The 26,385-nt window shown below is 69.1% G+C and carries 29 protein-coding genes; 19 read left to right on the top strand and 10 right to left on the bottom strand.

Features of this window, described 5'->3' with window-relative positions; genetic code table 11:
* A partial coding sequence (locus KV106_RS36960; protein WP_261216933.1) for an MFS transporter occupies positions 1 to 730 on the top strand: 730 nt, incomplete at its 5' end.
* A 29-nt stretch (positions 731 to 759) separates the two neighbouring features.
* Positions 760 to 1,869: a M14 family metallopeptidase gene (locus KV106_RS36955; protein WP_261216931.1), complete on the top strand. Its 1,110-nt coding sequence runs from the start codon at positions 760 to 762 to the stop codon at positions 1,867 to 1,869.
* 4 nt (positions 1,870 to 1,873) lie between these two features.
* Here the strand turns inward: KV106_RS36955 and KV106_RS36950 are convergent, their stop codons facing one another.
* Positions 1,874 to 2,767, bottom strand: coding sequence for an SDR family oxidoreductase (locus KV106_RS36950; RefSeq protein WP_261216929.1), 894 nt, complete (start codon positions 2,765 to 2,767; stop codon positions 1,874 to 1,876).
* Positions 2,768 to 2,860: 93 nt separating this feature from the next.
* On the opposite strand from KV106_RS36950, the gene KV106_RS36945 reads away from it, so the two are divergent.
* Entirely contained in the window at positions 2,861 to 3,697 is an 837-nt protein-coding gene (locus KV106_RS36945) for a helix-turn-helix transcriptional regulator (RefSeq protein WP_261216927.1), read from the top strand.
* Between the two features lie 111 nt (positions 3,698 to 3,808).
* Here the strand turns inward: KV106_RS36945 and KV106_RS36940 are convergent, their stop codons facing one another.
* Positions 3,809 to 4,264, bottom strand: a complete 456-nt coding sequence (locus KV106_RS36940; RefSeq protein ID WP_261216926.1) for a hypothetical protein — start codon at positions 4,262 to 4,264, stop codon at positions 3,809 to 3,811.
* A 247-nt stretch (positions 4,265 to 4,511) separates the two neighbouring features.
* Between KV106_RS36940 and KV106_RS36935 the strand changes: the two genes are divergently transcribed.
* Both KV106_RS36935 and KV106_RS36930 read left to right on the top strand, forming a co-directional pair.
* Positions 4,512 to 5,468: a LysR family transcriptional regulator gene (locus KV106_RS36935; RefSeq protein WP_261216925.1), complete on the top strand. Its 957-nt coding sequence runs from the start codon at positions 4,512 to 4,514 to the stop codon at positions 5,466 to 5,468.
* A gap of 107 nt (positions 5,469 to 5,575) precedes the next feature.
* Complete coding sequence (locus tag KV106_RS36930) at positions 5,576 to 6,031, top strand: hypothetical protein (protein ID WP_261216924.1); 456 nt, start codon at positions 5,576 to 5,578, stop codon at positions 6,029 to 6,031.
* Positions 6,032 to 6,044: 13 nt separating this feature from the next.
* Here KV106_RS36930 and KV106_RS36925 read toward each other — a convergent pair whose 3' ends face one another.
* Positions 6,045 to 6,956 carry a bestrophin family protein gene (locus KV106_RS36925; RefSeq protein WP_261216922.1) on the bottom strand — a complete coding sequence of 304 codons (912 nt, stop codon included), beginning with the start codon at positions 6,954 to 6,956 and terminating at the stop codon, positions 6,045 to 6,047.
* A gap of 205 nt (positions 6,957 to 7,161) precedes the next feature.
* Between KV106_RS36925 and KV106_RS36920 the strand changes: the two genes are divergently transcribed.
* A complete protein-coding gene (locus KV106_RS36920) occupies positions 7,162 to 7,371 on the top strand; it encodes a hypothetical protein (RefSeq protein WP_057589808.1) in 210 nt (69 codons plus the stop codon).
* Positions 7,372 to 7,407: 36 nt separating this feature from the next.
* Here KV106_RS36920 and KV106_RS36915 read toward each other — a convergent pair whose 3' ends face one another.
* The 3 genes from KV106_RS36915 to KV106_RS36905 form a co-directional block, all read right to left on the bottom strand.
* Entirely contained in the window at positions 7,408 to 7,581 is a 174-nt protein-coding gene (locus tag KV106_RS36915) for a hypothetical protein (RefSeq protein ID WP_261216920.1), read from the bottom strand.
* Between the two features lie 235 nt (positions 7,582 to 7,816).
* Positions 7,817 to 8,530, bottom strand: a complete 714-nt coding sequence (locus tag KV106_RS36910) for a hypothetical protein (RefSeq protein ID WP_261216918.1) — start codon at positions 8,528 to 8,530, stop codon at positions 7,817 to 7,819.
* Positions 8,531 to 8,617: 87 nt separating this feature from the next.
* Positions 8,618 to 10,123: an MFS transporter gene (locus tag KV106_RS36905; protein ID WP_261216916.1), complete on the bottom strand. Its 1,506-nt coding sequence runs from the start codon at positions 10,121 to 10,123 to the stop codon at positions 8,618 to 8,620.
* Between the two features lie 138 nt (positions 10,124 to 10,261).
* On the opposite strand from KV106_RS36905, the gene KV106_RS36900 reads away from it, so the two are divergent.
* Together KV106_RS36900 and KV106_RS36895 are read left to right on the top strand one after the other, a co-directional pair.
* Positions 10,262 to 11,182, top strand: a complete 921-nt coding sequence (locus KV106_RS36900; protein ID WP_314733666.1) for a LysR substrate-binding domain-containing protein — start codon at positions 10,262 to 10,264, stop codon at positions 11,180 to 11,182.
* 136 nt (positions 11,183 to 11,318) lie between these two features.
* The gene (locus KV106_RS36895; RefSeq protein ID WP_261216914.1) at positions 11,319 to 12,059 is read left to right on the top strand and encodes an SDR family NAD(P)-dependent oxidoreductase; all 741 of its coding nucleotides are present in this window, start codon (positions 11,319 to 11,321) and stop codon (positions 12,057 to 12,059) included.
* Positions 12,060 to 12,062: 3 nt separating this feature from the next.
* On the opposite strand, the gene KV106_RS36890 is transcribed toward KV106_RS36895, so the two are convergent.
* Positions 12,063 to 12,470, bottom strand: coding sequence for a winged helix-turn-helix transcriptional regulator (locus KV106_RS36890; protein ID WP_261216912.1), 408 nt, complete (start codon positions 12,468 to 12,470; stop codon positions 12,063 to 12,065).
* 56 nt (positions 12,471 to 12,526) lie between these two features.
* Here KV106_RS36890 and KV106_RS36885 point away from each other — a divergent pair, with 56 nt between their 5' ends.
* The 4 genes from KV106_RS36885 to KV106_RS36870 all read left to right on the top strand — a co-directional run bounded on the left by KV106_RS36885 (position 12,527) and on the right by KV106_RS36870 (position 16,918).
* On the top strand, positions 12,527 to 12,913 hold the full coding sequence (locus KV106_RS36885) for a YybH family protein (protein WP_261216910.1): 387 nt from the start codon (positions 12,527 to 12,529) through the stop codon (positions 12,911 to 12,913).
* A 168-nt stretch (positions 12,914 to 13,081) separates the two neighbouring features.
* Entirely contained in the window at positions 13,082 to 15,004 is a 1,923-nt protein-coding gene (locus KV106_RS36880) for a bifunctional metallophosphatase/5'-nucleotidase (RefSeq protein WP_261216935.1), read from the top strand.
* Between the two features lie 215 nt (positions 15,005 to 15,219).
* Positions 15,220 to 16,563 carry an NADP-specific glutamate dehydrogenase gene (gene gdhA / locus KV106_RS36875; protein WP_057593871.1) on the top strand — a complete coding sequence of 448 codons (1,344 nt, stop codon included), beginning with the start codon at positions 15,220 to 15,222 and terminating at the stop codon, positions 16,561 to 16,563.
* Between the two features lie 67 nt (positions 16,564 to 16,630).
* A complete protein-coding gene (locus KV106_RS36870; protein ID WP_057593872.1) occupies positions 16,631 to 16,918 on the top strand; it encodes a type II toxin-antitoxin system Phd/YefM family antitoxin in 288 nt (95 codons plus the stop codon).
* A gap of 52 nt (positions 16,919 to 16,970) precedes the next feature.
* On the opposite strand, the gene KV106_RS36865 is transcribed toward KV106_RS36870, so the two are convergent.
* Together KV106_RS36865 and KV106_RS36860 are read right to left on the bottom strand one after the other, a co-directional pair.
* A complete protein-coding gene (locus KV106_RS36865) occupies positions 16,971 to 17,546 on the bottom strand; it encodes a dihydrofolate reductase family protein (RefSeq protein WP_261216907.1) in 576 nt (191 codons plus the stop codon).
* A complete protein-coding gene (locus tag KV106_RS36860) occupies positions 17,543 to 18,520 on the bottom strand; it encodes a LysR family transcriptional regulator (RefSeq protein WP_261216905.1) in 978 nt (325 codons plus the stop codon). The genes KV106_RS36865 and KV106_RS36860 overlap by 4 nt, the downstream gene beginning before the upstream one ends.
* 99 nt (positions 18,521 to 18,619) lie before the next feature.
* On the opposite strand from KV106_RS36860, the gene KV106_RS36855 reads away from it, so the two are divergent.
* Positions 18,620 to 19,786 (top strand): mandelate racemase/muconate lactonizing enzyme family protein, encoded by a 1,167-nt coding sequence (locus KV106_RS36855; RefSeq protein WP_261216903.1) that lies wholly within the window; start codon positions 18,620 to 18,622, stop codon positions 19,784 to 19,786.
* A 106-nt stretch (positions 19,787 to 19,892) separates the two neighbouring features.
* The gene (locus tag KV106_RS36850) at positions 19,893 to 20,225 is read left to right on the top strand and encodes a hypothetical protein (protein WP_261216902.1); all 333 of its coding nucleotides are present in this window, start codon (positions 19,893 to 19,895) and stop codon (positions 20,223 to 20,225) included.
* Positions 20,226 to 20,234: 9 nt separating this feature from the next.
* Here the strand turns inward: KV106_RS36850 and KV106_RS36845 are convergent, their stop codons facing one another.
* Positions 20,235 to 21,164 carry a LysR family transcriptional regulator gene (locus KV106_RS36845; protein ID WP_261216901.1) on the bottom strand — a complete coding sequence of 310 codons (930 nt, stop codon included), beginning with the start codon at positions 21,162 to 21,164 and terminating at the stop codon, positions 20,235 to 20,237.
* 99 nt (positions 21,165 to 21,263) lie between these two features.
* On the opposite strand from KV106_RS36845, the gene KV106_RS36840 reads away from it, so the two are divergent.
* Genes KV106_RS36840 through KV106_RS36820 form a run of 5 tightly spaced genes read left to right on the top strand, consistent with a single transcriptional unit; the run spans position 21,264 to position 26,337 of the window.
* Positions 21,264 to 22,070, top strand: coding sequence for a hydroxypyruvate isomerase family protein (locus KV106_RS36840; RefSeq protein ID WP_261216900.1), 807 nt, complete (start codon positions 21,264 to 21,266; stop codon positions 22,068 to 22,070).
* Positions 22,071 to 22,095: 25 nt separating this feature from the next.
* Positions 22,096 to 23,439, top strand: coding sequence for a Rieske 2Fe-2S domain-containing protein (locus tag KV106_RS36835; protein WP_261216899.1), 1,344 nt, complete (start codon positions 22,096 to 22,098; stop codon positions 23,437 to 23,439).
* A gap of 49 nt (positions 23,440 to 23,488) precedes the next feature.
* On the top strand, positions 23,489 to 24,475 hold the full coding sequence (locus KV106_RS36830; protein WP_261216897.1) for a Bug family tripartite tricarboxylate transporter substrate binding protein: 987 nt from the start codon (positions 23,489 to 23,491) through the stop codon (positions 24,473 to 24,475).
* Between the two features lie 60 nt (positions 24,476 to 24,535).
* Positions 24,536 to 25,384, top strand: a complete 849-nt coding sequence (locus tag KV106_RS36825; RefSeq protein WP_261216895.1) for a fumarylacetoacetate hydrolase family protein — start codon at positions 24,536 to 24,538, stop codon at positions 25,382 to 25,384.
* Positions 25,381 to 26,337: a PDR/VanB family oxidoreductase gene (locus KV106_RS36820; RefSeq protein WP_261216893.1), complete on the top strand. Its 957-nt coding sequence runs from the start codon at positions 25,381 to 25,383 to the stop codon at positions 26,335 to 26,337. The genes KV106_RS36825 and KV106_RS36820 overlap by 4 nt, the downstream gene beginning before the upstream one ends.
* Positions 26,338 to 26,385: the final 48 nt, after the last annotated feature.

Raw genomic sequence — 26,385 nt, 5'->3', positions numbered from 1 at the left:
CTTCGTCATCGGCATGCTGATCGCGCCGGTGGGCATGTACATCCGCCGCCACCTGCACGAGTCGCTCGAGATCGCGCCCGATGCGAGCGCGAAGCCGCGCGAGAGCAGCCTGCGGATCGTCTGCACGCAGCATGGCGGCACGGTGCTCGCGGCCATCCTCACCATGGTGGGCGGCACCACGGCCGCCTACGTGATCACCTTCTACATGCCGACCTACGCGGTGCGCGAGCTGGGGCTCGCGCCCTCGGTGGCGCTGTTCGGCGCGGCGATCACGGGCTTGATCCTGTTCGTGGTGTCGCCGCTGGTCGGTGCGCTGTCGGACCGCGTGGGGCGCAAGCCGCTGATCCTCTGGAGCCGCGTGTTCCTCGTGGTGCTGATCTACCCGGGCTTCCTGTGGCTCAACGCCTCGCCCACGCCCGCGGTGCTGTTCATCGTGCTCAGTGTGCTGAGCCTGGGCCTCGTGGGCCAGACCGCACCGAGCATCACGATGCTGCCCGAGATGTTCCCGAAGGCGGTGCGCGCCAGCGGCATGTCGCTGGTCTACAGCGTGGGCGTGGCACTGTTCGGGGGCTTCGCGCCTTTCATCAGCACCTGGCTGCTCAACGCCACTGGCAGCAAGCTCGCGCCGGCGTGGTATCTGGTTGCGATGACCGCGGTCTCCTTGCTGGGCCTGATCTGGCTGCGTGACCATACGGGCCGCGATATCGACGCGGCCGGTGCGCACGCCTGAAAAAACTCGCCTCTTCTTCGAAGCCTTCCATGACCATCTCCCATCACAGCACCGCCGCCACGCGGCATTTCTCGGGCACCTATGTCGAGGCCCGCGCCAAGTTCCTCGAAGCCGCGCGCGCTCGCGGCGCTTCGATCGAGTCCTTCGTCAACGAGGCGCATCGCGGCGCGCTCGGCGAGGAACTCGCGACCGACGTCGCGCTGCTCGGCGCCATCGACGCCAAGAAGCTGCTGCTCGTGAGCTCGGGCACGCACGGCCCCGAGGGCTTCTGCGGCTCGGGCGCGCAGGTCGCGACCCTGCACGACGAAGACCTGCTCGCGCGCCTGCGCCAGGCCGGCGTCGCGCTGCTGCTGGTGCATGCCGTCAACCCGCACGGCTTCTCGCACCTGCACCGCACCAACGAGGACAACATCGACCTCAACCGCAACCACATCGACTTCGGCGCGCCGCTGCCGGTGAATGCCGAGTACACCGAGGTCGAACCGCTGGTACTGCCCGCGAGCTGGCCGCCGACGCCGGCCGACCAGGCGGCCGTGGCCGCCTATGTCGAGAAGCACGGCATGCGCGCCTTCATCGCCGCCGTCACCAAGGGGCAATACGGCTCTCCCGACGGCCTGTTCTATGGTGGCACCGCGCCCGCGTGGAGCAACAGGACCATCCGCTCGATCCTGCGCAAGTACGCGGCCTCGGCCACCCACATCGGCTGGATCGACTTGCATACGGGCCTTGGGCCCTACGGCCACGGCGAGAAGGTCTATCCGGGTCGCAACACGCCCGAGGACCTCGCGCTCGCGCGCGCCTGGTGGGGCGCCGACGTGTTCGCGCTGTTCGGCGAGGACTCCGTGTCCGCGCATGTGTCGGGACCGGTGGTGTCGGCGGCTTACGACGAATGCCCGCGGGCGCGCATCGCGCCCATGGGCCTCGAGTTCGGCACCATCCCCGCCGACGACATGCTGTTGCGCCTGAGCGCCGACACCTGGCTGCGCCGCCATCCGGAAGCGCTCGAGTCGCAGCGGCGAGAGATCCGTCGGCAACTGCGCGATGCCTTCTACTGCGACAACGACGAGTGGAAGGGCATGGTGCTGGGGCAGACGCGCGTGGTGCTGCTGCAGACCTTGCAGGGCTTGCGCGAGGCCTGATCGCTCAGGCCGTCCGCAGCCGCTCCAGGTCGGCGATCAACGCCGGCCCCGTCGGTTGCCATCCCAGGGTCTCGCGCGTCCACGCGCTCGACGCGGGCAGGTCCATCCCCGCGAACATCGAGAGCCAGCCGAAGAAGCCCGCTGCTTCGTCGGGCGCGAGGGAGCGGACCGGCAGTTGCAGGCGCCGCCCGAGCGCCTCGGCGATCTCGCGCATCGCCACGCCTTCCTCGGCCACCGCGTGGTACTTGGCGCCCGGCGCGGCCTTCTCTAGAGCGAGCCTGAACAGCCGTGCCACGTCGAGCACATGCGCCGCGGGCCAGCGGTTGAGGCCATCGCCGACATAGGCGCAGGCGCCCTTGTCGCGGTACATCTCGATCAGCGGGCTGATCAGGCCCTGGCGCGCCGTGTCGTGCACCTGCGGCAGCCGCACGATCGACACGTTCACGCCATGGGCCTTGGCGGCGGCATTGGCCGCTTCCTCCGAGGCCGCGCGCGGATGCGTGTCGGCGCCCACGGTCGGATGGTCTTCCTTCGCGGGCTGGCCCGCCACCGTGTTGGCGATGCCGGTGCCGGAAGTGACGACCAGCGGTCGATCGGAGCCCGCGAGCGCCGCGGCCAGCGCATCGATGACCCGGCGGTCGTCCTCGCAGTTCTGCACGAAGCGCGAGAAGTCGTGGTTGAAGGCCAGGTGGATCACGCCATCGGCGCGCTCGACGCCGGCGCGCAGGCCGTCGGCGTCTTCCAGGGTGCCGTGCAGCACCTCGGCGCCGGCGGCCTTCAAGGCGGCCGCCTTCTCCTGTGAACGGCTCAGGCCGATCACCTGGTGGCCGGCCGCCACCAGTTCCTTGACGACGGGCAGGCCGATGAAACCGGTCGCGCCGGTGACGAACACTCGCATGGGAAAGATCTCCAGGTTGGGTTGGAGGCCAGTCTCCGACCGCGAACCATCCCGGTAAAGTAGTGACGTTATCGTGGTATGGCGGCTAACAGCATGAGCGCAATGGCAAACGGCAATCCGGCGGACGGCAATGCCCTCGGCAACTACCTCAAGGACCGACGTGCCCGGCTCGATCCCGCGGCCTTCGGCTACTCGCCGGACCGGCGCCGCACGCCCGGCCTGCGCCGCGAGGAGGTCGCGCAGCGCGCCCACATCAGCGCCACCTGGTACACCTGGCTCGAACAGGGGCGCGGCGGCGCGCCCTCGGCCGAGGTGCTCGAGCGCATCGCCCAGGCGCTGGTGCTCACCGAGATCGAGCGCGAGCACCTCTACCTGCTGGGCCTGGGCCGGCCGCCCGAGGTGCGCTATCGCCAGCCCGAGGGCGTCACGCCGCGGCTGCAGCGCGTGCTCGATGCGCTGCATCCCTGTCCCGCGCTGATGCGCACCGCGACCTGGGACGTGGTCGCATGGAATCGCGCCTCGAGCGTGATGCTGGTGGACTACGGCCTGCTGCCGCCCGGGCAGCGCAACATCCTGCGTTTCATCTTCCTCGACCCGCGCGCACGCGCCGCGCAGTACGACTGGCAGAGCGTGGCGCGCTTCGCGCTCGGTGCCTTCCGCGCCGACGCCACCCGCGCCGGCGCCGCGGCGCTGGTGCAGCCGCTGGTCGACGAACTCTGCCGGCTGAGCCCCGAGTTCGACGCCATGTGGCGCGACAACGAGGTGGTCGGCGTGCACGGCGAGGCGGTCAAGCACATCCGCCATCCGGTGCTCGGGCCGCTGGCTTTCGAGTACTCGTCGTTCGCGGTCGATGGGCGGCCGGACCTCAGCCTGGTGGTCTACAACCCGACGACGCCGGGGGATGCGCAGAGGATCGGGGCACTGACCTGAAAAAAAACCCGCCGAAACGGGTTGAAGCCGCCGCTCAAGGGAGGAGGGAGAAGGGCGGCGACGGCATTGCTTCTTCTTGGCGGTGTGACAGCACCGAATGGTGGATCCGCATCAGAGCTTGTGCCGACTGACGGCCCTGGAATGCGCGAAGAACGAGGAGAACATGTAGGACGCTCCGGGACGCGCCAGAAGCGAAGCAAGCATCTGGTCGCAGACTTTTTCGGCCGGACTTCCTCCCAGGCCCAGGAATTCCCGCGACATGGCCAGCAGTCTCGATGTGGCCGATGCCATCAGGAAATGGTTCGGCATATCGCGCTTGCGGATTCGCCGGTTCGATCCGGGATCGGGACAGGTCTTTCGAGACGAATCGACGAGAGCCTTCTCCTCGGGCAGCGGTTGCAATTCAAGTGGATGACAAGGACTGCTCAATTGCTTGTCGTCGAATTTGACTCGGACATGCAAGCCGGAAACAGTGCCGGTGACGGTTCCTTTCCTCCCGTTGACCTGCACGCGGCTGCCCCGTGTGAAACTGAATCCGTACAGCGTGCGAAGTTTCTCGAAAGTCATGGCGCGTCTACTTTTTTGTGGCGGACCGTGCGCGAGAAATTCCTCATTGCAACCGGCACGCGGAATCTATCGTCGAAGCGATGAATTCATGCGGTTTCTCTTTCTCGATGCTTGAATCTAATGAGTCATATCATTGTTTCTAATGATGCGCCGGAGACATGATTCGCCGAAATTAATTCGCACATAAAATTTTCTTCTCGGCAAAGGCCCCTCCATGCAAGTCCCAGGATCGTCCCTTCCCCTCGACATGCAGGCACTCCTGGCCTTCCTGATCGTGGCCTACGAACGCAGCATGTCCAAGGCGGCCGAACGGCTGGGCGTCACGCAATCGGCCATCTCCCAGGCGGTTCGCCTGCTCGAGGACGACATCGGGATGCCGTTGCTCAACCGATCGGTGCGCCCGCTGACGCTGACGCTCGCGGGCGTGGCGCTGTTCGAGCGGGGCCGGGTGCTCGTGGAAGAAGCGATCAACCTGCGCGGTGCGGTCATCGAGGCCAGTGGAGGCATCAAGCCGAGCCTGCGCGTCGGCATGGTCGATTCCTTCGCGGCGACATGCGGCACGGCGGTGGTGCAGAAGCTGTTGCTGGATACGGCGCAACTGTCCGTGCGCTCCGGGCTGTCCCCAGCCCTGGGCGAGGCGCTGATCCATCGCGAAGTGGACATGACGATTTCCACGCGGCCGTCGGCGCTGGACAACGTGGTCAATCACCCGCTGCTGTCCGAGAAGTTCCTGGTCATCGCGCCGCTCGACAGCAAGCCCGCGTGCCGGTCCGTGGCCGATATCGCGATGCTGGCGCGCACGCTGCCGATCGTGCGGTTCAGCCAGCGCGGGCACACGGCCGAGCAGATCGAGGTGGCGTTGCGCCGTCTGAAGATGAATCTGCCCAACCGCCTCGACGTGGAGACGGCGGACATGCTGACGGCCATGGTGGCGGGAGGCGCCGGCTGGGCCGTGACGACGCCGCTGTGCCTCCTGCAGGGCGTGCGCTCGGCCTCGCTCGTTCGTCGTGACCACGTGGCCGAGCTGCATGCCGGACGCGAACTCTATCTGCAGACCCGAAAGGGCGAGTACGAGTCGTTGACGCGAGATATCTTCGAAGCGATCCGTGGCGTGCTGAAGCATCAGGTGGTCGGCGAGCTGAAGGCGATCGACCCGTTGCTTCCGGGCCTCGTCCATGTCCATGCCTGGACCGAGGCCCGATGAGCCCGTGAGACCGGCCTCGACCTACAGGCGCCCCGGGCGTCCTTTGCAAGAATGCCCGGGCGGCGACCCGTTCGTCGATCCATGAATGAACCAGGAGGAAGATACGCATGCCACACCGTCTCTCATGGCCGGCCTCGGGCCTCGCCCTGCTCGGTGCCCTCGTCGCTTTCCAGGCCCATGCGCAAAGCGATGCCCAGGTCTATGACAACGCGATCGAACAGGCTTCGCGCGTGTGCCCGGGCCACTCCGCCGAGCGCACCCGGCCCGGCATCCGCGCCGTGGGCGTCGGCGCCTTGCGCGTGCTCGCGCAGCGCCGCATCACGATGTGCCCCGACCGCCGTCTCGACGCCGCGACGCCCGTGGTCTGGTATGGCCGCGCGGGTGTGTTCGCCTGGAATCCCGAGGTCAAGGAAGCCGTGGCTCTGGTCGCGTCCAAAGTCGATGCGATGACGCGCAAGGACGAGTTCCCGGCCGACACGCTGGTGTGGAAGGCCGACGGCAGCGAGGCCCGGGGCGTGACGGTGCCGATGTTCGAGCGTCGGCCTCGGCCCGCGGGCGGCTGAGGCGCCGGACCACCTACGTCTGCACGTAGCCCGTGCCCTTCGCGTTGGGCATCGGCAGCGTCTCGCCCATCATCTCGCGCACGCTCGCCTCGATGGTGTGCGACATCGCATCGAGCGCGAGGTCGTTGGGCTCCATGCCGAAGGGCTCCTCGATCTCCGCGCCGAGCGCCTCGAGCGCGAAGAAGGTGTAGGCGATGAAGGCCACCACCACCGGCGTCATGGCGCCGATCGCATCGACCAGCCCGAAGGGCAACAGCACGCAGTAGAGGTAGATGGTGCGGTGGATGATGACTGCGTAGGTGAACGGGATCGGCGTGCCCGCGATGCGCTCGCAGCCGCCCAGCGCCTCGGTGAGCCGGCCCAGCGGCAGCTCGACGGCCGGTGCGAGTTCGGGCGCGAGCCGGCCCTGCAGGCGCTGCGCCTGCAGCCATTCGCCGACCATCAGCAGCAGCACCGCAGGCTTGAAGCGCACGGACCGAAGCCGCGCGCAGTCCTCGTCCGGCAGCAGGCGCGCGAGGTCGGCCGTGGCATCGGTGCCGCGCAGTTGATGCCGCAGCGCATGCACGAAGGCGATGAGCCGTGCGACCGGCAGTTCGGTGCCCTCGCGCGAGGGCAGCAGCGTGATCAGCTGGCGCACCAGCGTGCGCGTCTCGTTGAGCAGCGTGCCCCAGAGCGTGCGCGCCTCCCAGTAGCGCGCATAGCTCGTGCCGTTGCGAAAGCCCAGGAAGATCGCGAGCGTGAGGCCGATCAGCGAGAAGGGCACGAAGTTCAGCGGCACCTTCCACTGGAACAGCCGGCCATGCAGCACGGTCACGAGGATCGCGAAGCCGGTGGTCCACAACAGCTGCGGCACGATCGACGACAGCACCGAACCGTGCCAGACGAACAGCATGCGCAGCCAGTGGGGACGAGGGCGGACGATCATGGGGCGGCCATTATCCCTGGGGCCGCTCCGGCCCGCGGGCGCTTCGCGCGTGCTTTCCGGCCCGCGTGGCCAGCATGCGCATCCTCCTTTTGGAGGAGCCGAAACCGCCAGTCCGAGGGTTCGATCCTCTGTGTTGCGCTTTAGTATTACGAGGCAAGCGAAATGCGCTTGCACCCGCGAGCACGAACGAGCAAAGGAGACCGCGATGGCCCGATTCGACGAGGATCTCTACGCTGCCTGGGCTGCGTCCGAGACAGCCCTGTACGACACCTTGCGCGAGCTCGGGCCCGGTGCCCCGGTGAGCGCACTCGACGCGCTGGCTGAGCTCAAGCTCGAGGCGAATCGACGCTTCATGGACCTGTGGACCGCGGGCGCCGCGCCTCTTTCGGCGCCGGGCGCCTCGGCCCCCAGATAGTTTTCTCTCTCCGGCACATCGCCGCGAGTGCACGAGCTAGCGCGCGATCAGGTCGCGCCGCAGGCTCCAGATGCATGCGCCCAGCTTGAGCAGGCGCTCCACCTTCCGGTCATAGAAATCGGAGGCGGGATTTTCCTCGGCGATGAGTTCCGCGATGAACTCGAACGCATCGGACGGTTGGAGGGCAAGTCCTTCTCTTGCCAGGGCCATGGAAGTTGCCAGGACGTCAGTCTTTTTCATTAATTGCTAACGCAGCCTACCTTGGGGTTGGATGCACTCCGCGAGGCATGACCGGGCAAAAAGCGTGAAAAAAGTCCGAAAAAATGGGCGGCGATGCCCCGGTTTCGGCGCCGGGGCGTCCGCGCGGGCGCGCGCACGCCGGTCCAGGCGTTGACGTCGGCGCAGGCAGACATGTCGATGGAGGCCATCGACGCCGCCCCCGTGGTCACCCGCCGCGGATCCAGCCGCCGCAAGCGGGGTCGGGAGCAGCCACCTCACCATCGACCCACAACTGCTCGGCGTCGAGCCGCGCTGCCGTTTCGGGATCGACATCGAAGCGGATGTCCAGCACTCGGGCCAGCGCCTCGTGCTCGATCGGCAGTTCCCAGGTCAGGAACCACTGCGTGCTGTCGCGCTGCGTTTCGAAGTCCGCCGCATCGAAGCCTTCGGCCGTGCGCCGGATCACGGCATGGGGCTGGCAGGTGTCGAACAGCATGACCGTGCCGCGCGCGAGCGGAAGGCGCACGTTGGCCGATGGAAAGTGCACGTCGAGGCCGAGGTCCTCGCCGAGGAAGAGGTTGCAGAAGGCCGCGCCGCCGTATTGCGCGCCGTCGTGGTGGTAGCGCGCGCCGCGGCAGGCCATCAGCGCCACCTCGGCGTCGCCCGGCAGGCCGGGCAGTCCCTGCGCACGCGCCCAGTCGGCCACCGCCTGAACGCAGCGTCCGTAATCGGGCCAGCGCGTTCTCGCGCGCGCCAGCGACAGGGGCTCGACGTCGCCGGGCTCGAGCATCAGTTGCGTACTCGCATCGCGCCGCCAGTCGGCCACCAGGCGCGCCGGTGGTTCGGGGATCTCCAGCGTCGAAGAGAGCACGACCTCGCTCACGCTGCGGCTGCGCAGGGCATCGCCGTGCCAGAAGTATGAGGTCAGGCGCTCGGGCATGGCGATGCGTGAAAAGGGTCGGGAACCATCGGCTGGCAGTGTAGGGCTCGCGCAACTCGCGCTCGATGGAGTGCGGCGCTGGTGTATTCAAGGCCGCTCGGCGCGCCACCAGGCCAGCACGGCACCGAGCAGCACCAGCACGGCCAGCACCGCGGGCACGGCCGCGATCGCGCCGCGAAACGCCTCGGCCGCCGCCGCGCCGCCCGAGGCCAGCGCGCCGAACTGTCCGGCCGCCACGGCGTTGAGCATCTCGCGCGTCACGGGCTCGCCGCTGGCGGCCGCGAGCCGCGGCGCCAGGGCCTGCACCAGCACCGCGCCCGGCACGATGGCGCCGAGCGCATCGCCGAGCAGCCGCAGCACGTTGAAGGTGGCCGATCCGGTGCCGGCCAGCGCGTTCGGCAGGCTGGCCATCGCGAGATAGTCGAGCAGGCCGTAGAGGCAGCCGGCGCCGCTGCCGCAGAGCGCCAGTGCCAGCCATTCGAGCGCGGCGGGACGCGAAAGATCGGCCCACGCCAGATACAACAGGCCCAGGCCGGCCGCCATCGCGAGGCAGCCGCCGACCAGCACGGCCCGCGTGCCGATGCGCACGGCCAGGCGCGAGGCGAGTGCCGGCATCACCATCGCGGGCATCAGCAGCGCGAGCAGGGTGCGTCCCGCATGGTCCGCGTCGTGGCCGCGCGCGGCCTGCTGGTGCAGCGGCACGTAGATGAACATCGCGACCCACACCGTGGTGAACAGCAACGTGAGCAGGCAGGCGAACACGAAGCCGCGGTTGCGCAGCAGGGCGGGTGACAGCAGCGGTGCCGGGTGCCGACGCTGCGAGCGCGCGAACAGCGATCCCGCGACGAGCGCGATCGCCAGGCAGGCGAGCACGGCGCTCGCGCCCCAGCCACGCTCGGCGCCGAGGATGCCGAAGGCCATCGCGGCCGCGATGGTCACGAAGCCCAGCACGGCGCCCACGAGATCGAAGCGCGCGCCCGCCGGCCGGGCCGCATGGCCGCGGAAATTCCACAGCGCCAGCGCGAGCGCGGCCAGCACCAGCGGCAGGTGGATCGCGAGCGCCGCGCGCCAGCCGCCTTGCGCGGCCGCGGCGCCCGAGAACAGCGCGCCCAGCGTGAGCCCGACACCGCCGCAACTGCCGAGCCAGCCGAAGGCGCGCTTGCGTTCGGCCTCGCCATGGAACACGGCCGTGAGCGCGGCCGGACCGCTGGCCGCGAGCAGCGCACCGCCGGCACCCTGCAGGAAGCGCGCGGCCAGCAGCCATTCGGTGCGCGTGGCCAGCACGGCCATCAGCGTGAAGGCGCTGAAGATCGCGCAGCCAGCGATGAAGCTTCGGCGTTGTCCGATGCGGTCGGCGAGCGCGCCGGCCGGCAGCAGGAAGGCGGCGAAGCTCAGCACGAAGAGGTTGAGCACCCATTGCAGCGCGCCGAAGCCGATGCCGAATGCCGCGCCGATCGGCACCAGCGCCACGCCCGCGGCGGTGATCGACATCGCGATCGCGGCCATCGAGAGGCAGGCGGCGGCCAGGGTGGCGCCGCGCGTGGCGGCATCGGCCGGGGCCGGTGTCGGGGTGGTGAGAATGGAGGTCGGCATCGGCGGGCGGATCGTCAAGCCGCGCAGGCTACGCATTCGTGGCGGCAGCCGCGATACCGGCGCTGGCACGCCGCGTTGCAGCCGTGGAACGCGGCGCCGCGCCACGCTCGAGGGAAACGCAAGAAAGGCATCGACAGCATGGTGGAAGACCTCAACGACCTGCTCCTGTTCGCGCGCGTGGTCGAGGCGGGCGGCTTCTCGGCGGCCGAGCGCGAGACCGGCACGCCCAAGTCGCGGCTGAGCCGGCGCGTGGGCGCGCTCGAGAAGCAGCTCGGCGTGCGGCTGATCCAGCGCTCGGCGCACCGCTTCCAGGTCACCGACGTGGGCGAGCGCGTCTACCGCCACGCGCGCAGCATGGCCGATGAGGCGCAGGCGGTGCGCGCCACCGTCGACGAGACGCTGGGCGAACCCGCGGGGCCCGTGCGCATCAGCGCCTCCCCGGTGTCGGGCGAGCTGCTGCTCGGCGGCTGGCTCGGCGAATTCAGCCTGCGGCATCCGAAGGTGCGCATCACGCTCGACCTGTCGAACCGCTTCGTCGACCTGCTGGGCGAACGCATCGACCTCGCGATCCGCTATGCGAGCCAGCCGCTGGCCTCGGCCGACATCGTCGCGCGGCCGATCGGCGTGGGGCGCATGGAACTGGTGGGCGCGCCCGCGCTGCTGGCGGCGCATGGCGAACCCACCGAGCCGGCCGACCTGCATCGCTTTCCCGCGCTGGGCCAGGGCGGCGGGCCCGACAGCGTGCGACCGTGGGCGCTGGTCGATGGCGACGGCCGGACGCTGCTGCACCATCCGCAGCCGCTCTTGATCAGCGACAACTACCAGGCCCTGCGCGAGGCCGCATTGCGCGGCGCGGGCCTGGTGCAGCTGCCGCTCGAGGCCTGCCGCGATGCGCTGGCCGATGGCCGGCTGCGCCGCGTGCTGCCGGCCTGGCCCTCGCTGGCCACGCAGGCCTACGTGCTGTACCCGAGCCGCAAGGGCATGAGCTCCGCGGTGCGCGCGGTGCTGGCCCTGCTCGAGACCAGGTACCGCGAACTCGAGCCGCCCGGCGCGGGTTGACGAGGGCGCGCGCCGCCGCTGGCGTTGCAGCGGCGGCAACGCCCCGTTGCGCCCGCACGGCTCGTGCAATGCGCCGCGCGGCCCTACCTTCGAAGCTTCCTTGTCATCTCCTTTTTGCAGAGAAAGAAGCTTCCTCATGAACACACTGAACCAGAAGATCGCCGTCGTTTCCGGCGGCTCGCGCGGCATCGGCGCCGCCGTGGCGCGCCGCCTCGCGCGCGACGGCATCACCGTCGCGCTGCTGCACCGGAGCAACGCCGCCGCGGCCGAGGCCGTGGTGCGCGGCATCGTCGCCGAGGGCGGGCGCGCATCCGCGTTCCAGGCCGACGTCACCGACGAGGCCGCGGCGAACGCGGCCGTGGCCGCCATCGCCGAGGCCTACGGCCGCATCGACATCCTCGTGCATGCGGCCGGTACCTTCGTCGCGGCGCCGGTGGGCGAGCTCACGCGCGCGATGTTCGTCGAGCAGATGGACACCCATGCCTGGAGCACCATCGTGCTGACGCAGGCCGTGCTGCCGCACATCCCGAAGGCGGGCGGCGCCATCGTCAACGTGTCGACCGACCTAGTCCACATCCCCGGCGGCGGCACCGCGCTGTATTCCGCGGCCAAGGGCGCGGTCGAGGTGCTGACCAAGGGTTTCGCGATGGAGCTCGGCGCGCGCAACATCCGCGTCAACGCGGTGGCGCCCGCCATCACGCGCACCGACATGACCTCGGGCATCCCGGCCGATCACCTGCGCGAGGAGACCGCGCTCACGCCGCTGGGCCGGCTGGCCGAACCCGAGGACATCGCCGACGTGGTGGCGTTCCTCGCATCGAACGATGCGCGCTGGGTGACGGGGCGCACGGTGCTGACGGACGGCGGGCGGATCTAGGCTTCAGCGCTCCAGCAGCAACCGGTCGAGCCTGGGCGGCGGCGTGCTGTCCAGCGAGGCCGACCAGGCCTCGAGCTGGTCGAGCACGCGCTTGAGGCGCTGCCCCGCCTCGCTGAGGCCGTACAGCGCATGCGCACCGCCCGTCTCGTCGTCATGCCGCTGCACCAGCCGCGCCGCCGCGAGCTCGGCGAGCCGCTCGCCGAGCACCTTGGCGGACACGCCCGGCAGCCTGCGCGCGAGCTCGCCATGCCGCAGCGGCGCCGCGGCCAGGTGCCAGAGGACCAGCGCACTCCAGCGATGGCCCAGCAGCGCGAGCCAGTGCTCGACCGGGCATTCGGCGGGCAGGCGCGGCTGCGGTGGCGTCGGGGCGCGGGCGCCGTGGATCTCTTCGACGACGGGTGCGGTTTCCATTTGGTAAGTCTCGCCGGGCAATGCTCGAATGATGCCCGTCATCGAGGAGCATCGACATGCCTGCCGTCACCCATCCCGCCGAACTCAACCCGCGCTTCGCCGCGCTCTACAACGCACGCGACCTGGCGGGCCTGCTGTCGCTTTATGAGCGGGACGCCGCGCATCACAACGCGCAGACCGCCGCCACCGACCATGGCCTTGCGGCCATCGAGGCTTCGCTGCGGGCGCTGCTCGCGCTCGGCGGCACCATGACCTCGGTCAACAACTTCTGCGTGCTCAGCGGCGAGCTCGCGCTGCTGCGCGCGGACTGGACCCTTCGCGCGGCGGACGGCGACGTGATCGCGCAGGGCAGCTCGGCCGAGATCGCGCGGCGGCAGGACGATGGGGGCTGGAAGAGCGTGATCGACCACGCGATCGGCGCGAGCCTGGCGCGCGTGGCCTGAGCCGGCACCACCGCGCATCCTCGCATCGATGGCGCGGGCCGCGCATGCATGGCCCGTGCGGCGCAAGGCTGTCATCCCCGCTTCATCCGAGCTTCACACGATCCCGTTTTTCACAAGAGGGGATCAGTCTTGAAACGCATTCTGAGCGCGTCCGCATTGGCGGCCGCGATGTTGCTCGCTGCCTGCGGCGGCGGTGGTGGTGGTTCTTCGGTGGCCTTCATTCCGCCGCCCGCATCGGGTGGCGGTGGTGGCGATACGCCCGGCACGCCCACGGCCCAGCCGATGGATCTGACGATCCTGCACATCAACGACCACCACTCGAACCTCGACAGCAAGACCAGGACCCTGCAGCTGCGCAGCGCCAGCGGCGGCGCGCCCGGTCCGGTGCAGGTCGACGCGGGCGGCTTCCCGCGCGTCACGGCCGCCATCGAGGCACTGGCCGCGAAGTCCACCAACGTGCTCAAGCTGCACGCGGGCGACGCCCAGACCGGCACGCTCTACTTCAACCGCGCGGGCGCCGACGGCGAGGCCGATGCCGCGCTGATGAACACCGTCTGCTTCGATGCCTTCACGCTCGGCAACCACGAGTTCGACAAGGGCGACAGCGGCCTGAAGAAGTTCATCGACTTCCTGCACAAGGGTGCGTGCAAGACGCCGGTGCTGAGCGCCAACGTCAACTTCGGCGCGAGCTCCGCGCTCCACCCCTCGCGCGCGCCGGGCTACGTCAACAAGTCCATCGTCGTGCAGCGCGGCGGCCAGTCGATCGGCCTCGTGGGCCTGACGATCGCGGCCAAGACCAAGGCCTCGTCGAGCCCCGACCCCGACACCACCTTCGACGACGAAGCCGTCGCGGCCCAGCGCGAGATCGATGCGCTGAAGGCGCGCGGCGTGAACAAGATCATCGTGATGAGCCACATCGGCTACGAGTACGACAAGACCGTGATCGCCAAGCTCAGCGGCGTGGACGTCGTGGTCGGCGGCGATTCGCACACGCTGGTCGGCCCCACCGGGCTGAGCACCTATGGCGTGGGCTCGCCCGCGGGTGCCTATCCCACGCGCGCGACCGACAAGGACGGCAAGCCCGTCTGCCTGGTGCAGGCCTGGGAATACAGCCAGGTGGTGGGCGAGCTCAAGGTCTCCTTCGATGCGCAGGGCAACGTGACGAACTGCGCCGGCACGCCGCACGTGCTGATCGGCGACGAATTCAAGGTCGGCAGTGCTTCCAACGCGCCGGCCGCCACGCCCGAGCAGAAGACGGCGATCCTGGCGGACGTCGCGGCCAGCGGCTTCCTGCGCGTGACCACGCCCAGCGTGGCGGCGGCAGCGGTGCTCAAGCCCTTCAAGGACAAGGTGGACGCGTTCACGAAGAGCGAGGTGGCCCTGGTGCCGACCGAACTCTGCTCGCGCCGCGTGCCCGGCGGCGTGGGAACGGTCGACTACAGCCGCTCGAGCGTGGCCTGCAATGCGCTGGGCGAGGTCAGCCTGCGCGGCGGCGACATCCAGCAGCTCGTGGCCCAGGCCTATGTCGACGTGGCCAATGCCGAGTACGGTGGTGCCGACATCTCGCTGCAGAGCGGCGGCGGCGTGCGCGTGCCGCTCAACGGCCGCGTGACCGCCGCGAACGTGATCGAGGTGCTGCCCTTCGGCAACATGCTGTTTCGCCTCGACGTGACCGGCCAGGAGGTCAAGAACATGCTCGAGGACGGCATGCAGGCGGTCTACGGTCCCGGCGGCTCGACCGGCCCGTACCCCTACACCGGCAACCTGCGCTTCGACGTGGACGCGACCAAGGCCGAGGGCAGCCGCGTCACCAGCATCGAGGTGCGCAATGCCGCGGCCAACACCTGGGGCCCGCTGGACCTGACGAAGACCTACAAGCTCTTCGTGCTGAGCTTCAACGCCACCGGCGGCGACGGCTACAAGACCCTGGCCGCCGTGCCCGCCGCGCGCCGCCTCGACATCGGCGTGCTCGACGCGGACGTGTTCCAGACCTACATCGACCGCCAGGCCAAGGACGTGGGGACGGGGCTGCCGCTGCTGCGCAAGCTCGATGGGGCGCTGTACAGCACGAAGTCGTATGTGAAGCCCTGAGGGGCCGAACCGGCGGGTCGCGGGGCGCGGCTCGCCTCCCCAGCTTCGCCGCCAGCGGATGAACATCCGCTGGCGGCGAACTCGTTTTCAATCCAAGTTGGTGCGAATTCGAACCTTATCCCTACGAGTTTCATTACTTTGGTGCATAACCTTGAGCCATTCGTGCATGAGAATGCACGATTTTGGCCAGAACGCACCTTTTTGGAGATAGAGGAATGAAGCACGCCAGCGCTCAAGACTTCCTGGCCCACGTGGCCCAGCGCAATCCCGGGCAGCCCGAATACCTGCAGGCCGTGACGGAGGTCATCCAGAGCCTGTGGCCCTTCATCGCACAGCATCCGCGCTACCAGACGCAGGCGCTGCTGGAACGGCTGGTCGAGCCCGAGCGCGTGATCACCTTCCGTGTCTGCTGGACCGACGACCACGGCGACGTGCAGGTCAACCGCGGCTACCGCATCCAGCACAGCCTGGCCATCGGCCCGTACAAGGGCGGCCTGCGTTTCCATCCGTCGGTGAACCTGTCGATCCTCAAGTTCCTGGCCTTCGAGCAGACCTTCAAGAACGCGCTGACCACGCTGCCGATGGGCGGCGGCAAGGGCGGCTCCGACTTCGATCCCAAGGGCCGCAGCCAGGGCGAGGTCATGCGCTTCTGCCAGGCCTTCGCCACCGAGCTGTTCCGCCACGTGGGCGCCTACACCGACGTGCCCGCGGGCGACATCGGCGTGGGCGGCCGCGAGGTGGGCTACCTCACCGGCATGGTCAAGAAGCTCACCAACCGTGCCGACTGCGTGTTCACCGGCAAGGGCCTCTCGTTCGGCGGCTCGCTGATCCGGCCCGAGGCCACGGGCTACGGCAACGTCTATTTCGCGCAGGAGATGCTGCAGACGCGCGGGCTCGGCTTCGAGGGGCTGCGCGTGTCGGTCTCGGGTGCGGGCAACGTCGCCCAGTACACGATCGAGAAGGCCATGGCGCTCGGGGCCAAGGTGGTCACGGTGTCCGACTCCAGCGGCACGGTGGTCGACGAGTCGGGCTTCACCGCCGAGAAGCTCGCGGTGCTGATGGACGTGAAGAACCACCACTACGGCCGCGTGAGCGACTACGCCGAGCGCGTCGGTGCGAAGTTCGTCGCCGGTGCCACGCCGTGGCATGTGCCGGTCGACGTCGCGCTGCCCAGCGCGACCCAGAACGAGCTCGACGTCGAGGATGCGAAGACGCTGGTGAAGAACGGCGTGGTCTGCGTGGCCGAGGGCGCGAACATGCCGTCCACCATCGAGGCGGTCAAGGTGTTCGAGGCGGCCGACGTGCTCTATGCGCCGGGCAAGGCCAGCAATGCCGGCGGCGTCGCCACCTCGGGCCTGGAGATGAGCCAGAACGCCGCGCGCCTGTCGTGGCCGCGCGAGGAGGTCGATGCGCGCCTGCTGCAGATCATGCGCAGCATCCATGAGGCCTGTCTGGCCCACGGGCGCCGCGAGGGTGGGCGCGTGAGCTATGTCGATGGGGCGAACGTGGCGGGGTTCGTCAAGGTGGCGGATGCGATGTTGGCGCAGGGTGTGGTTTGAGCGACAGGGTCGAGAGACTTCATCCAGTTCAGAATGGATCCTTCGTGTTCATGGAAGGGCCACTCCGATGAAGTTGTCGACCCAAGTCAAACCCATCAGCTATCTCAAGGACCACGCGACGGATATCGTCAAGGACATCTCGGAGAGTCGCGAACCGCTGCTGATCACGCAAGACGGGGAAGCGAAGCTCGTGGTGATGGATGTCCGCAGCTATGAGGAGCGCGAAAAGACGATCGCGTTGCTGAAGCTCCTGGCATTGGGACATCGCGAGATCGAGCAAGGGCGGTTTCGCGATGCTGACGAAGTGTTCGCTGATCTGGCTGGAGACAACCAAGGACAAGGCCTCTTTTCGTGAGCCCTCGAAGTTTGGCCGTCCTTGTCGATCGGAACGCCGCGCCGCTTGACCATCAAGTCTTCAAAGCACCAGCGAACCTGTAGCTGCCGAGCACCAGCCCCGACGGCGTCGTCTTGCTTCTGACCAGCTCGAAGGCGCGCGCCGGCAATCCCTGCGCGAACAGGCGCTTGCCTGTGCCCAGCAGCACCGGATAGACGATCAGCATCATCTCGTCGACCAGCCCGTGCTCGAGCAGCGTCGATGTCAGCGTGGAGCTGCCCCAGAGCACGAGGTCCGGGCCGGCGCTCGACTTGAGGCGGCCGACGCTCTCGGCGATGTTCGGCCCGAGGCCTTCGAACGGACCCCAGGCCAGGCTGTCGGGGCGATGCGTCACGACGTACTTGGTCGCCGCATTCAGGCCGTCCGCCATCGGCCCGCCCGGCGCCTTGGGCCAGTAGTCCGACCACAGGTCGTAGGTGCGACGGCCCAGCAGCAGGTCGAAGCGTTCGCCATGCGCGGTGAGGACTTGATCGCGGCCCTCGGGCGTGCGGTAGGGCGCGGTCCAGTCGCCGTGCGGGAAGCCGTCCTCGCTGGAGGACTGGATCACGCCGTCTAGCGATACGTGCTCCATGATCTTGAGCTTTCTCATGCGGGTCTCCTTGCTGGTGTGGGTGGTTTGGGAGTGGCGGGATCGTTCGGGTGTGCGGTGCGGAGGCTCGTGATCGAGGAGGGATGCGCCGCCTTCCAGAACGCCTCGACCGCCGTGCCCATCGGCTCGCGCCCGCGATAAAGCCGCACTTGCAGCGGCACGACCCATTCCTCGCCACCGGCCGGCATCAGCGTCCCCGCCGCGATGTCCTCGTCGACCAGGGTCCTCGGCAGCCACGCAATCCCCCGCCCATCGAGCGCCATGGTCCGCAGCACCGAGGCCAGGTGCGCGGTGAACACCACCTTCGGCGCCAGCGCATCGAGCCGGCGGCCAAGCACCGCTTGCGCGATCCGTCCCAGCCCCGATTCCTGGCTGTAGGCGAGCAGCGGCACGGGCGCGGCGGCGCTCTTGCCCAGCACATGCCGCGCGCGGCCCCTGGCACCGCGCGCGCTTACTGGCACCAGCGCATCGGCGCCAACCTGCGTCGACAGCGCTCCCGAGTTATCGAGAGAGTTCGCGGCCTCGGGATGCGCATGGCTCAGCACGAACTGCACCTTGCCCTGCGACAGCAGCAGCTCGCAGCGCGGCAACAGGTCCGACATGAGCTGCACCGGGCCCAGTGCCACGCGCGATTCGAGCGTGCGCAGCCAGCGCGGCAGGAAGGTGAACGAGAGCGCATGCGTGGCGGCGAGCCGCAGGGTCGCGGCATCGGCTTCGTTGACGGCGCGCGCATCGGCGGGAATGCGGTCGACTCGCGCGCGCAGTTCACGCGCGACCGTGCCGAACCATTCGCCCGCGGGCGTGAGCGTGGCGGGCTGGCCGCTGCGGTCGAACAGCTCGGTGCCCAGCCATTCCTCGAGCGCGCGCACGCGGCGGCTGAAGGCCGGCTGGGTCAGGTGGCGCTCCTCGGCCGCGCGCGAGAAGTTGCCCGTTTCGGCCAGCACCAGGAAGTCGTCGAGCCAGAGGAAATTCATGGCGGTGCTTTCAAGGCATCGAAGTCTAGAAAAAGGGCATTGGCCGGATCGGCGCCGCGCGGCCACCATCGGGTCTTCCTCAGCTCCTGGAGACCTCCCGTGAAGATCGTCGAGATCCGCGAACAGACCCTTCCGATCAGTTCGCCCATCCGCAATGCGTACATCGACTTTAGCAAGATGACCCTGAGCCTCGTGGCGGTGATCACCGACGTGGTCCGCGACGGCAAGCCGGTGGTCGGCTACGGCTTCAATTCCAATGGCCGCTACGGCCAGGGCACGCTGATGCGCGAGCGCTTCATTCCGCGCATCCTCGAAGCCGAGCCCGACACGCTGCTCGACGCGAGCGGCCGCAACCTCGATCCGCACAAGGTGTGGGACGCGATGTTCAAGAACGAGAAGCCCGGCGGCCATGGCGAGCGCTCGGTCGCCATCGGCACCATCGACATGGCGGTGTGGGACGCGGTGGCGAAGATCGAGGGCAAGCCGCTGTTCCAGCTGCTGGCCGAGCGCTACGGCAACGGCACGCCGAACCCGAAGGTCTTCGTCTATGCGGCCGGCGGCTACTACTACCCGGGCCAGGACCACGGCAAGCTCAAGGACGAGATGCGCAGCTACATCGACCGCGGCTACACCGTGGTCAAGAAGAAGATCGGCGGCGACTCGCTCGACGAGGACCTGCGCCGCATCGACTCGATCTTGAGCGTGCTGCAGGACGGCCAGAAGCTGTGCGTGGACGCGAACGGCCGCTTCGACCTCGACACGGCGATCGCTTATGCCAAGGCGCTGTCGCAATACGACCTGTTCTGGTACGAGGAAGCCGGCGATCCGCTCGACTTCGAGCTGCAGGCCACGCTGCGCAACTACTACGCCAAGCCGATGGCCACGGGCGAGAACCTGTTCTCGATGCAGGACGCGCGCAACCTGATCCGCCACGGCGGCATGCGGCCCGACCGCGACTGGCTGCAGTTCGACTGCGCGCTCAGCTACGGCCTGGTCGAGTACCTGCGCACGCTCGACATGCTCAAGCAGCACGGCTGGTCCGCGAGCCGCTGCATCCCGCATGGCGGCCACCAGATGTCGCTCAACATCGCGGCCGGCCTGGGGCTCGGCGGCAACGAGTCCTACCCCGACCTGTTCCAGCCCTTTGGCGGCTTTCCCGACGGCGTGCAGGTGGAGAACGGCCACGTCACGCTGCCGCCGCTGCCGGGCATCGGCTTCGAGGGCAAGGCCGGCCTGTACGCGCGGATGCGGGCGCTGTCGGACTGAAGGGGCGATCGAGCGCGCGACCCGTGCGTCCGCTATATTCCGCCGGCCCCATCGTGGCCGGCGGGAGCGCAAGCCGTTGCGTCTCGCAACCCCTCAGGAGATCGAAGTGCATCCAAAGTTTTGCGGCCTCGTGGCCATCGTCGTGGCGCTGTCGGGCTGCAGCCTGTGGCCGAAGTCCGGCCCGTCCAAGGATGCGCCGAAGGCCGCGGCACCTAGCGAGACCTACCACTCGGACCGGCCCAAGTCCTTCACCAACGCGGCGGGCGTGTCGGTGCCCGAGAACCTGATGCTGCTGTGCCAGTACCGCGTGGGCAAGACGCTGGCGGAACAGGACGAGAAGAACCGGCAGTCGACCACGCCGCAGCGGCTCGAGTACGGCACGGGCGCGAGCGCGCCGCTGAAGGCTTGTTTGTCGGCCTACGGTTACCTCGAGCGCTGAGCGCGGGACTCATCCCGCGCCGGGGCGCAGTTCGGCCGGTGAATCGGACAGCTCGCCGACCAGGAAGTCCCTGAAGCTCTCGGCCGCCGGCGACAGTGCGCGGGCCCGCGCGCAGAACAGCGACAGGTGGCGATCCACCGTCGGTGAGGTCAGCGGCCGCGACACCAGGCCGAAGGATTCGAGCATCGGCAGCACGCGGCTGGGCTGGGCCGTGATGCCGAAGCCGCCGCGCACCATGCCGAGCGCGGTGGTGATGAACGACACCTCGTGCGCCGGATGCAGCGCCAGCGCATCCGAGTGCTTGAACAGATCGGCCTGCAGCCGGTTCGTGAAGTCGGGCGTGAGGCTCACGAACGGATGCTGCAGCGCCTGCGCCCAGCTCACGCGGGCGCGCGCGGCCAGCGCATGGTCGCCCGGGCACACCAGCCGGATGCGATCGCGCATCAGGCTTTGCTGCAGCAATTCGGGCGGCGTCGGGCGCTGCGGCGCGATGCAGAGGTCGGCCTCGCCGCTCACGACCCGCGCGGTCGCCTGCTGGTTCAGCGAATCGAGCACGTAGACCGCGATCGCGGGATACCGGCGGCGGTAGCGATGGATCATTTCGGGCAGCGTCGTCGCCGCATAGAGCGGCGTGCAGGCGATGCGCACTGTGCCGCGCTTCTTCTGCTCGAGGTCCTGCGTGCTCTCGAGCGCGCGCGAGAGATCGTCGAGCACCTGCCGCGCGAGCGGATAGAACTCGCTGCCCGCCAGCGCGAGGGCGGTCGACCGCGTCGTGCGGTCGAACAGTCGCACCCCCACGTTGCGTTCGAGATCGCGGATCAAGAGGCTCAGCGCAGAAGGCGTGAGATGGAGCCGGCGCGCCGCCGCGGCAAAGCTGCCGGCATCGGCGATGGCGACGAAGGCGCGCAACTGGCGCAGGGACACGTTTCCGATATTCATAAGACAAGCTCAACAGGGCCTAAAAAAGTCTAGCTTGTCTTAGCAATACCCGCTACCTACGATGCCCTTCATCCGAGACCAACACGAAGCGATTCCACGATGCTGCGATTCGATCCCAACCTGCGGTGGCTGTTCACCGAATACCCGATGCTCGAGCGTTACGAGGCAGCCGCCAGGGCCGGCTTCCGCGGCGTGGAGGTGGCCTTTCCCTACGAGTACCCGGCACGCGAGATCGCGGCCCGGCTCGAGGCCAACGGGCTTGCGCTGGTGCAGATCCTCTCGCCCTTCGACTGGGACGCCGGCGAGCGCGGCTACGCGGCGCTGCCGGGACTCGAGGCGCGCTTCCGGCAGAGCATCCACACCGCGATCGACTACGCGGCGCAGGTGGGCGGTCCGATGATCCACGTGATGCCCGGCAACATCGGGCCGGACATGGACCGCGCCCGCTGCATGGACCTGTTCGAGGAGAACATCGCCTGGGCCGCCGACCAGGCCCGCGCCAGCGGGCTCACGCTGATCCTCGAGCCCTGCTGCCGCGCGCGCTTTCCCGACTTCCTCTATCACCGCATCGAGGAGGGCGTGGCGGTGGTCGAGGCGCTGGGCCGCGGGAACGTGAAGCTGTGCTTCGACACCTTCCACATCCAGACGGAGCAAGGTGCCATCGCCGAACGTCTGAAGGCCGCATGGCCTCACATCGGTCACATCCAGGTCGGCAGCGTGCCGGGCCGCAACCAACCGGGCACCGGCGAGATCCGTTTCCCCTACCTGTTCGAACTGATCGAGCAGATGGGTTGGGAGGGATGGATCGGCTGCGAGTACGCGCCTTCGGGCCACACGCTCGACACGCTGCAATGGGCCGCCGATCACGGCATCCGCGATCCGCGCACGCCAGCGGCCGCGCACTGAACACAACCACGAGGAGACGACCGCGATGCTCAGCGCCGCCGACAACGACATGCTCACCCGCACCGGGGCCCAGACACCGATGGGCCAGTTCTTCCGCCGCTTCTGGCAGCCCGTGGCGCTGTCGCGCGAACTGCCGGAGCGCGACGGCGCGCCGATGCGCGTGAACATCATGGGCGAGAGGCTGGTGGCCTTCCGCAACAGCGAGGGCGTGGTCGGACTGGTCGACGCACGCTGCCCGCACCGCGGCGCGGACTTGTACTTCGGACGCAACGAGAACTGCGCGATCCGCTGCGTGTTCCATGGCTGGCAGTTCGACCTGCAGGGGCGCCCGGTGGAGCTGCCCAACGTGCCGCCCGGCGCGAGCTACCACCAGACGCTGCGGCTCAAGGCCTACCCGACGCGCGAGCACGGCGGCGTGGTCTGGGCCTACATGGGACCCGATCCTTGGGAGCGCGAACTGCCCGAACTGCCGCAGCTCGAGTTCGCGGCCTTGCCGGAGTCGCACCGCTACGTCACCAAGAAGCTGCAGGAATGCAATTGGGCGCAATCGATCGAGGGCGCGCTCGATACCTCGCACTTCTCGTTCCTGCACATGCCGGCGCCGGGCGTGCCCTCGAACGCGAACCCCGATGCGCCGGCCGACGAGAAGCGCCTGCGCTGGATCCGCGAGGATCCGTTGCCGCTGTTCTCGATCCTCGAGCACGAGGTCGGCTTCGTCGTGGGTGGCGCGCGCCGCGCCGACGATGGCGTGCGCTACTGGCGCAGCGCGCAGTTCGCGCTGCCCTCGCACAGCACCACGCCCTCCACGCTGCCCGGCGAGACCCACTTCGGCTACACCTGGGTGCCGATCGACGACGAGAACTGCTGGATCTACACCTATGCGTGGAACCCGGATCGCCCGCTCGGCGAGGAGGAGGTCGCGAAGTTCAAGGAAGGCCACGGCGTGATCGCGGAGGTGGACGCGGACTTCATTCCGATCCGCAACCGCTCCAACGAATACCTGATCGATCGCGTCCACCAGAAGCACATCAGCTTTACCGGCGTGCGCGGCGTGGCCGAGCAGGACGCGATGATCCAGGACAGCCAGGGCCGCATCGCGGATCGCACGCAGGAGCACCTCTCGGCCTCCGATGCCGCCGTGGTGCGCTTTCGCCGCACCGTGCTCACGGGTGCGAAGGCACTGGCGCGCGGCATCGAGCCCAAGGCGCCGCTGCGGCACGAGGCCTACCGGCTGCGCTCGGGAAGCTGGTTCGCTTCCGAGGGCGTGTCCTTCGAGCAGGTGATGCTCGAGCGCTTCGGCGACACCGTCGGCCGCATCGCGGCGGCGCCGGGCGCATCGAGCGCCGAGGAGGCCGCCAGCGCTCGCTAGCTTTTTCCGCTTCCCCGTTCCCGACAAGAAATCCTGGAGACAAGACACGATGAACCCCCTGAAGAAGTTCCGCTGGTCCGCCGCGCTGGCGTTCGCGGCCTGCGCGCTGGTCGGTGCCGCCACCGTCCATGCGAGCACCTACCCGTCCAAACCCATCAAGCTGATCATTCCCTACGCGGTCGGCGGCTCGACCGACCAGACGGGGCGGCTCATGGCCAAGTCGCTGTCCGAACGGCTCGGGCAGGCCGTGGTGGTCGAGAACCGCGCGGGCGCCGGGGGCACCCTGGGCCAGGACTTCGTGGCCAAGGCATCGGCCGATGGCTACACGCTGCTGTTCAGCGCCGCGGGTCCGCTCACGGTGACGCCGCACACCTATGCGAAGCTGAGCTACGACCCGGTTAAGTCCTTCGAGCCGATCGCGCTGGTGGCCACGCAACCGCTGCTGCTGGCCGTGAAGCCGGGCCTCAAGGCCGACAGCGTGGCCGAGTTGATCGCGCAGGCCAAGGCCAACCCCGGCAAGCTGTCGTACGGATCCTTCGGCAACGGCAGTGCCGCGCACCTGGCCGGCGAATACTTCAAGACGCTGGCCGGCGTGGACATGGTGCACGTGCCCTACAAGGGCAGCGGGCCCGCGCTGGTCGACCTGGTGGCGGGGCAGATCGACCTGATGTTCGACGTCTTCAGCACCTCGGCGCCGCTGGTCAAGGCCGGCAAGCTGCGCGCGCTCGCGATCACTTCCACCGAGCGCTCGCCGCAGTTCCCGCAGGTGCCGACCATGCAGCAGGCCGGCGTCGCGGGCTTCGAGGCCGGCACCTGGTTCGGGCTGCTGGCGCCGGCCGGCACGCCGCGGCCCGTCATCGACAAGCTCTCGGCCGCGGTCAACGCGGCGCTCGGCGAGAAGGAGCTGCAGGAGACGCTGGCCTCGCAGGGCGCGAGCGTGCGCGGCGGCACGCCCGAGCAGTTCAGGAGCTACTTCCTGGCCGAGTACGACAAGTGGGGGCGCATCGTGAAGTCGGCCGGCGTCACGGCCGACTGAGCGCGACGCCTCTTCCGTTTTTTCTTCCACCCGCCCCTCGTCAGGGGGCCGTCTTCCGTCATGAAACTTCTGAGCTATTCCCACCAGGGACGGGCGCGCTGGGGCGCGCTCGTCGATGAACGCATCGTCGACCTGCAGGCCGCGTCGCAGGGGCGCTGTCCCACGCTGCGCAGCGCGCTCGCCCAACTGGACCTGCCCGCGATCGAGGCCTTGGCCAGGAGCGCCGTCCCCGGCGTCGCGCTCGGCGAGGTGACGCTGCTGCCGGTCGTGCCCGACGCGCCGCGCATCTTCTGCATCGGCCTCAACTACGAGGAGCACCGCGTCGAGGCGCGGCGCGAGAAGACCGGCCAGCCGACCGTGTTCCTGCGCGTGGCGTCCTCCCAGGTCGGCCACGGCCAGCCGATCGTGCTGCCGCGCGAATCCACCTGCCTCGACTACGAGGGCGAGATCGCGATCGTCATCGGCCGCGGCGGCCGGCGCATCCGCGAGCAGGATGCCTGGACGCACGTGGCCGGCTATGCGCCCTACAACGATGCCTCGGTGCGCGACTGGCAGGCCCACACCACGCAGTGGACGCCGGGCAAGAACTTTCCCGCCACGGGAGGCTTCGGGCCCTGGATGGTCACGCGCGGCGAGATCGCCGATGGGCAGGAACTGGGACTGGCCACGCGGCTCAACGGCGAGGTGGTGCAGCAGGCGACGACCGCGCAGCTGATCTTCCCGATGCCCACCCTGATCGCCTACATCTCGACCTTCACCGCGCTCGAGCCGGGCGACGTGATCGTGACCGGCACGCCCGGCGGCGTGGGCTTCAAGCGCCAGCCGCCGCTGTACCTGCGCGCCGGCGACGTGGTGGAGATCGAGGTGGACGGCGTGGGCATCCTGTCGAACGCCGTGCAAGCCGAATGACCGGCACGCGGCCGATCGAGGCGCGCATCGCCGCGCGCGCGAGCGTGGCGCCGGACATCTGCGCCCTCGAGATCGAGGCGCGCGACGGCACGCCGCTGCCGGCCTTCGATGCCGGGGCCCACATCGACGTGCATGTCGATGGCTTCGTGCGGCAGTACTCGCTGCTCGGCGCGCCGTGCGCGGCGCCCGCGCGCTATCGCATCGCGGTGCTGAAGACCGCCGCCTCGCGCGGCGGCTCCGAGGCGGTGCACGCGCGGCTGCAGGCGGGCAGCGCGCTGCGGATCTCGGTACCGAGGAACCTGTTCCCGCTGCAGCCGCAAAGCCCATGGTCGCTGCTCGTCGCGGGCGGCATCGGCATCACGCCGCTGCTGAGCATGGCGGCGGCACTGCATGCGGCCGGCTCGCCATTCGAGCTGCACTACTGCGCGCGCTCGCGCGGCGCCATGGCCTTCGTCGACGAGCTGCTGCGTTCGCCGTTCGCGCACGCAGTGCACTTGCATCCGGACGACGAGAGGGCGTTCGATGCCGCGCGGCTGCTGGCCGGCCGGCCCGGCGACGCGCGGCTCTATGTCTGCGGCCCGCGGGGCTTCATGGATCATGTGCTGCGTACCGCGAAGGCCGCGGGCTGGGACGAGCGCAGGTTGCACCACGAGTCCTTCCAGCCCGTGGCGGCAGCCCAAGGCGATCGCGGCTTCGAACTGGTCGCGGCACGCAGCGGCAGGCGCATCGCCGTCGCGGCCAACGAGACGGCGCTGCAGGCGCTGCGGCGCGAGGGCATCGGGATCGCATCGTCCTGCGAGCAAGGGGTCTGCGGAAGCTGCCTCACACCGGTGCTCGAGGGCCGGGTCGAGCACCGCGATGCCTTTCTCACGGCGCAGGAGCAGGCGCTGCACGACCAGTTCCTGCCGTGCTGTTCGCGCGCGCTCGGCGAGGTGTTGACGCTCGATCTCTGAGGCCGTCGCGGGCCGGGCTGCGAGGGGCGGCGCGTCGGCACGCCATCC

Origin of the sequence: Variovorax endophyticus (assembly GCF_025376855.1) — a bacterium.
Lineage (GTDB): Bacteria > Pseudomonadota > Gammaproteobacteria > Burkholderiales > Burkholderiaceae_C > Variovorax.
Note: the sequence above shows the minus strand (reverse complement) of the source record. Positions and strands in the feature narration are given on the sequence as shown.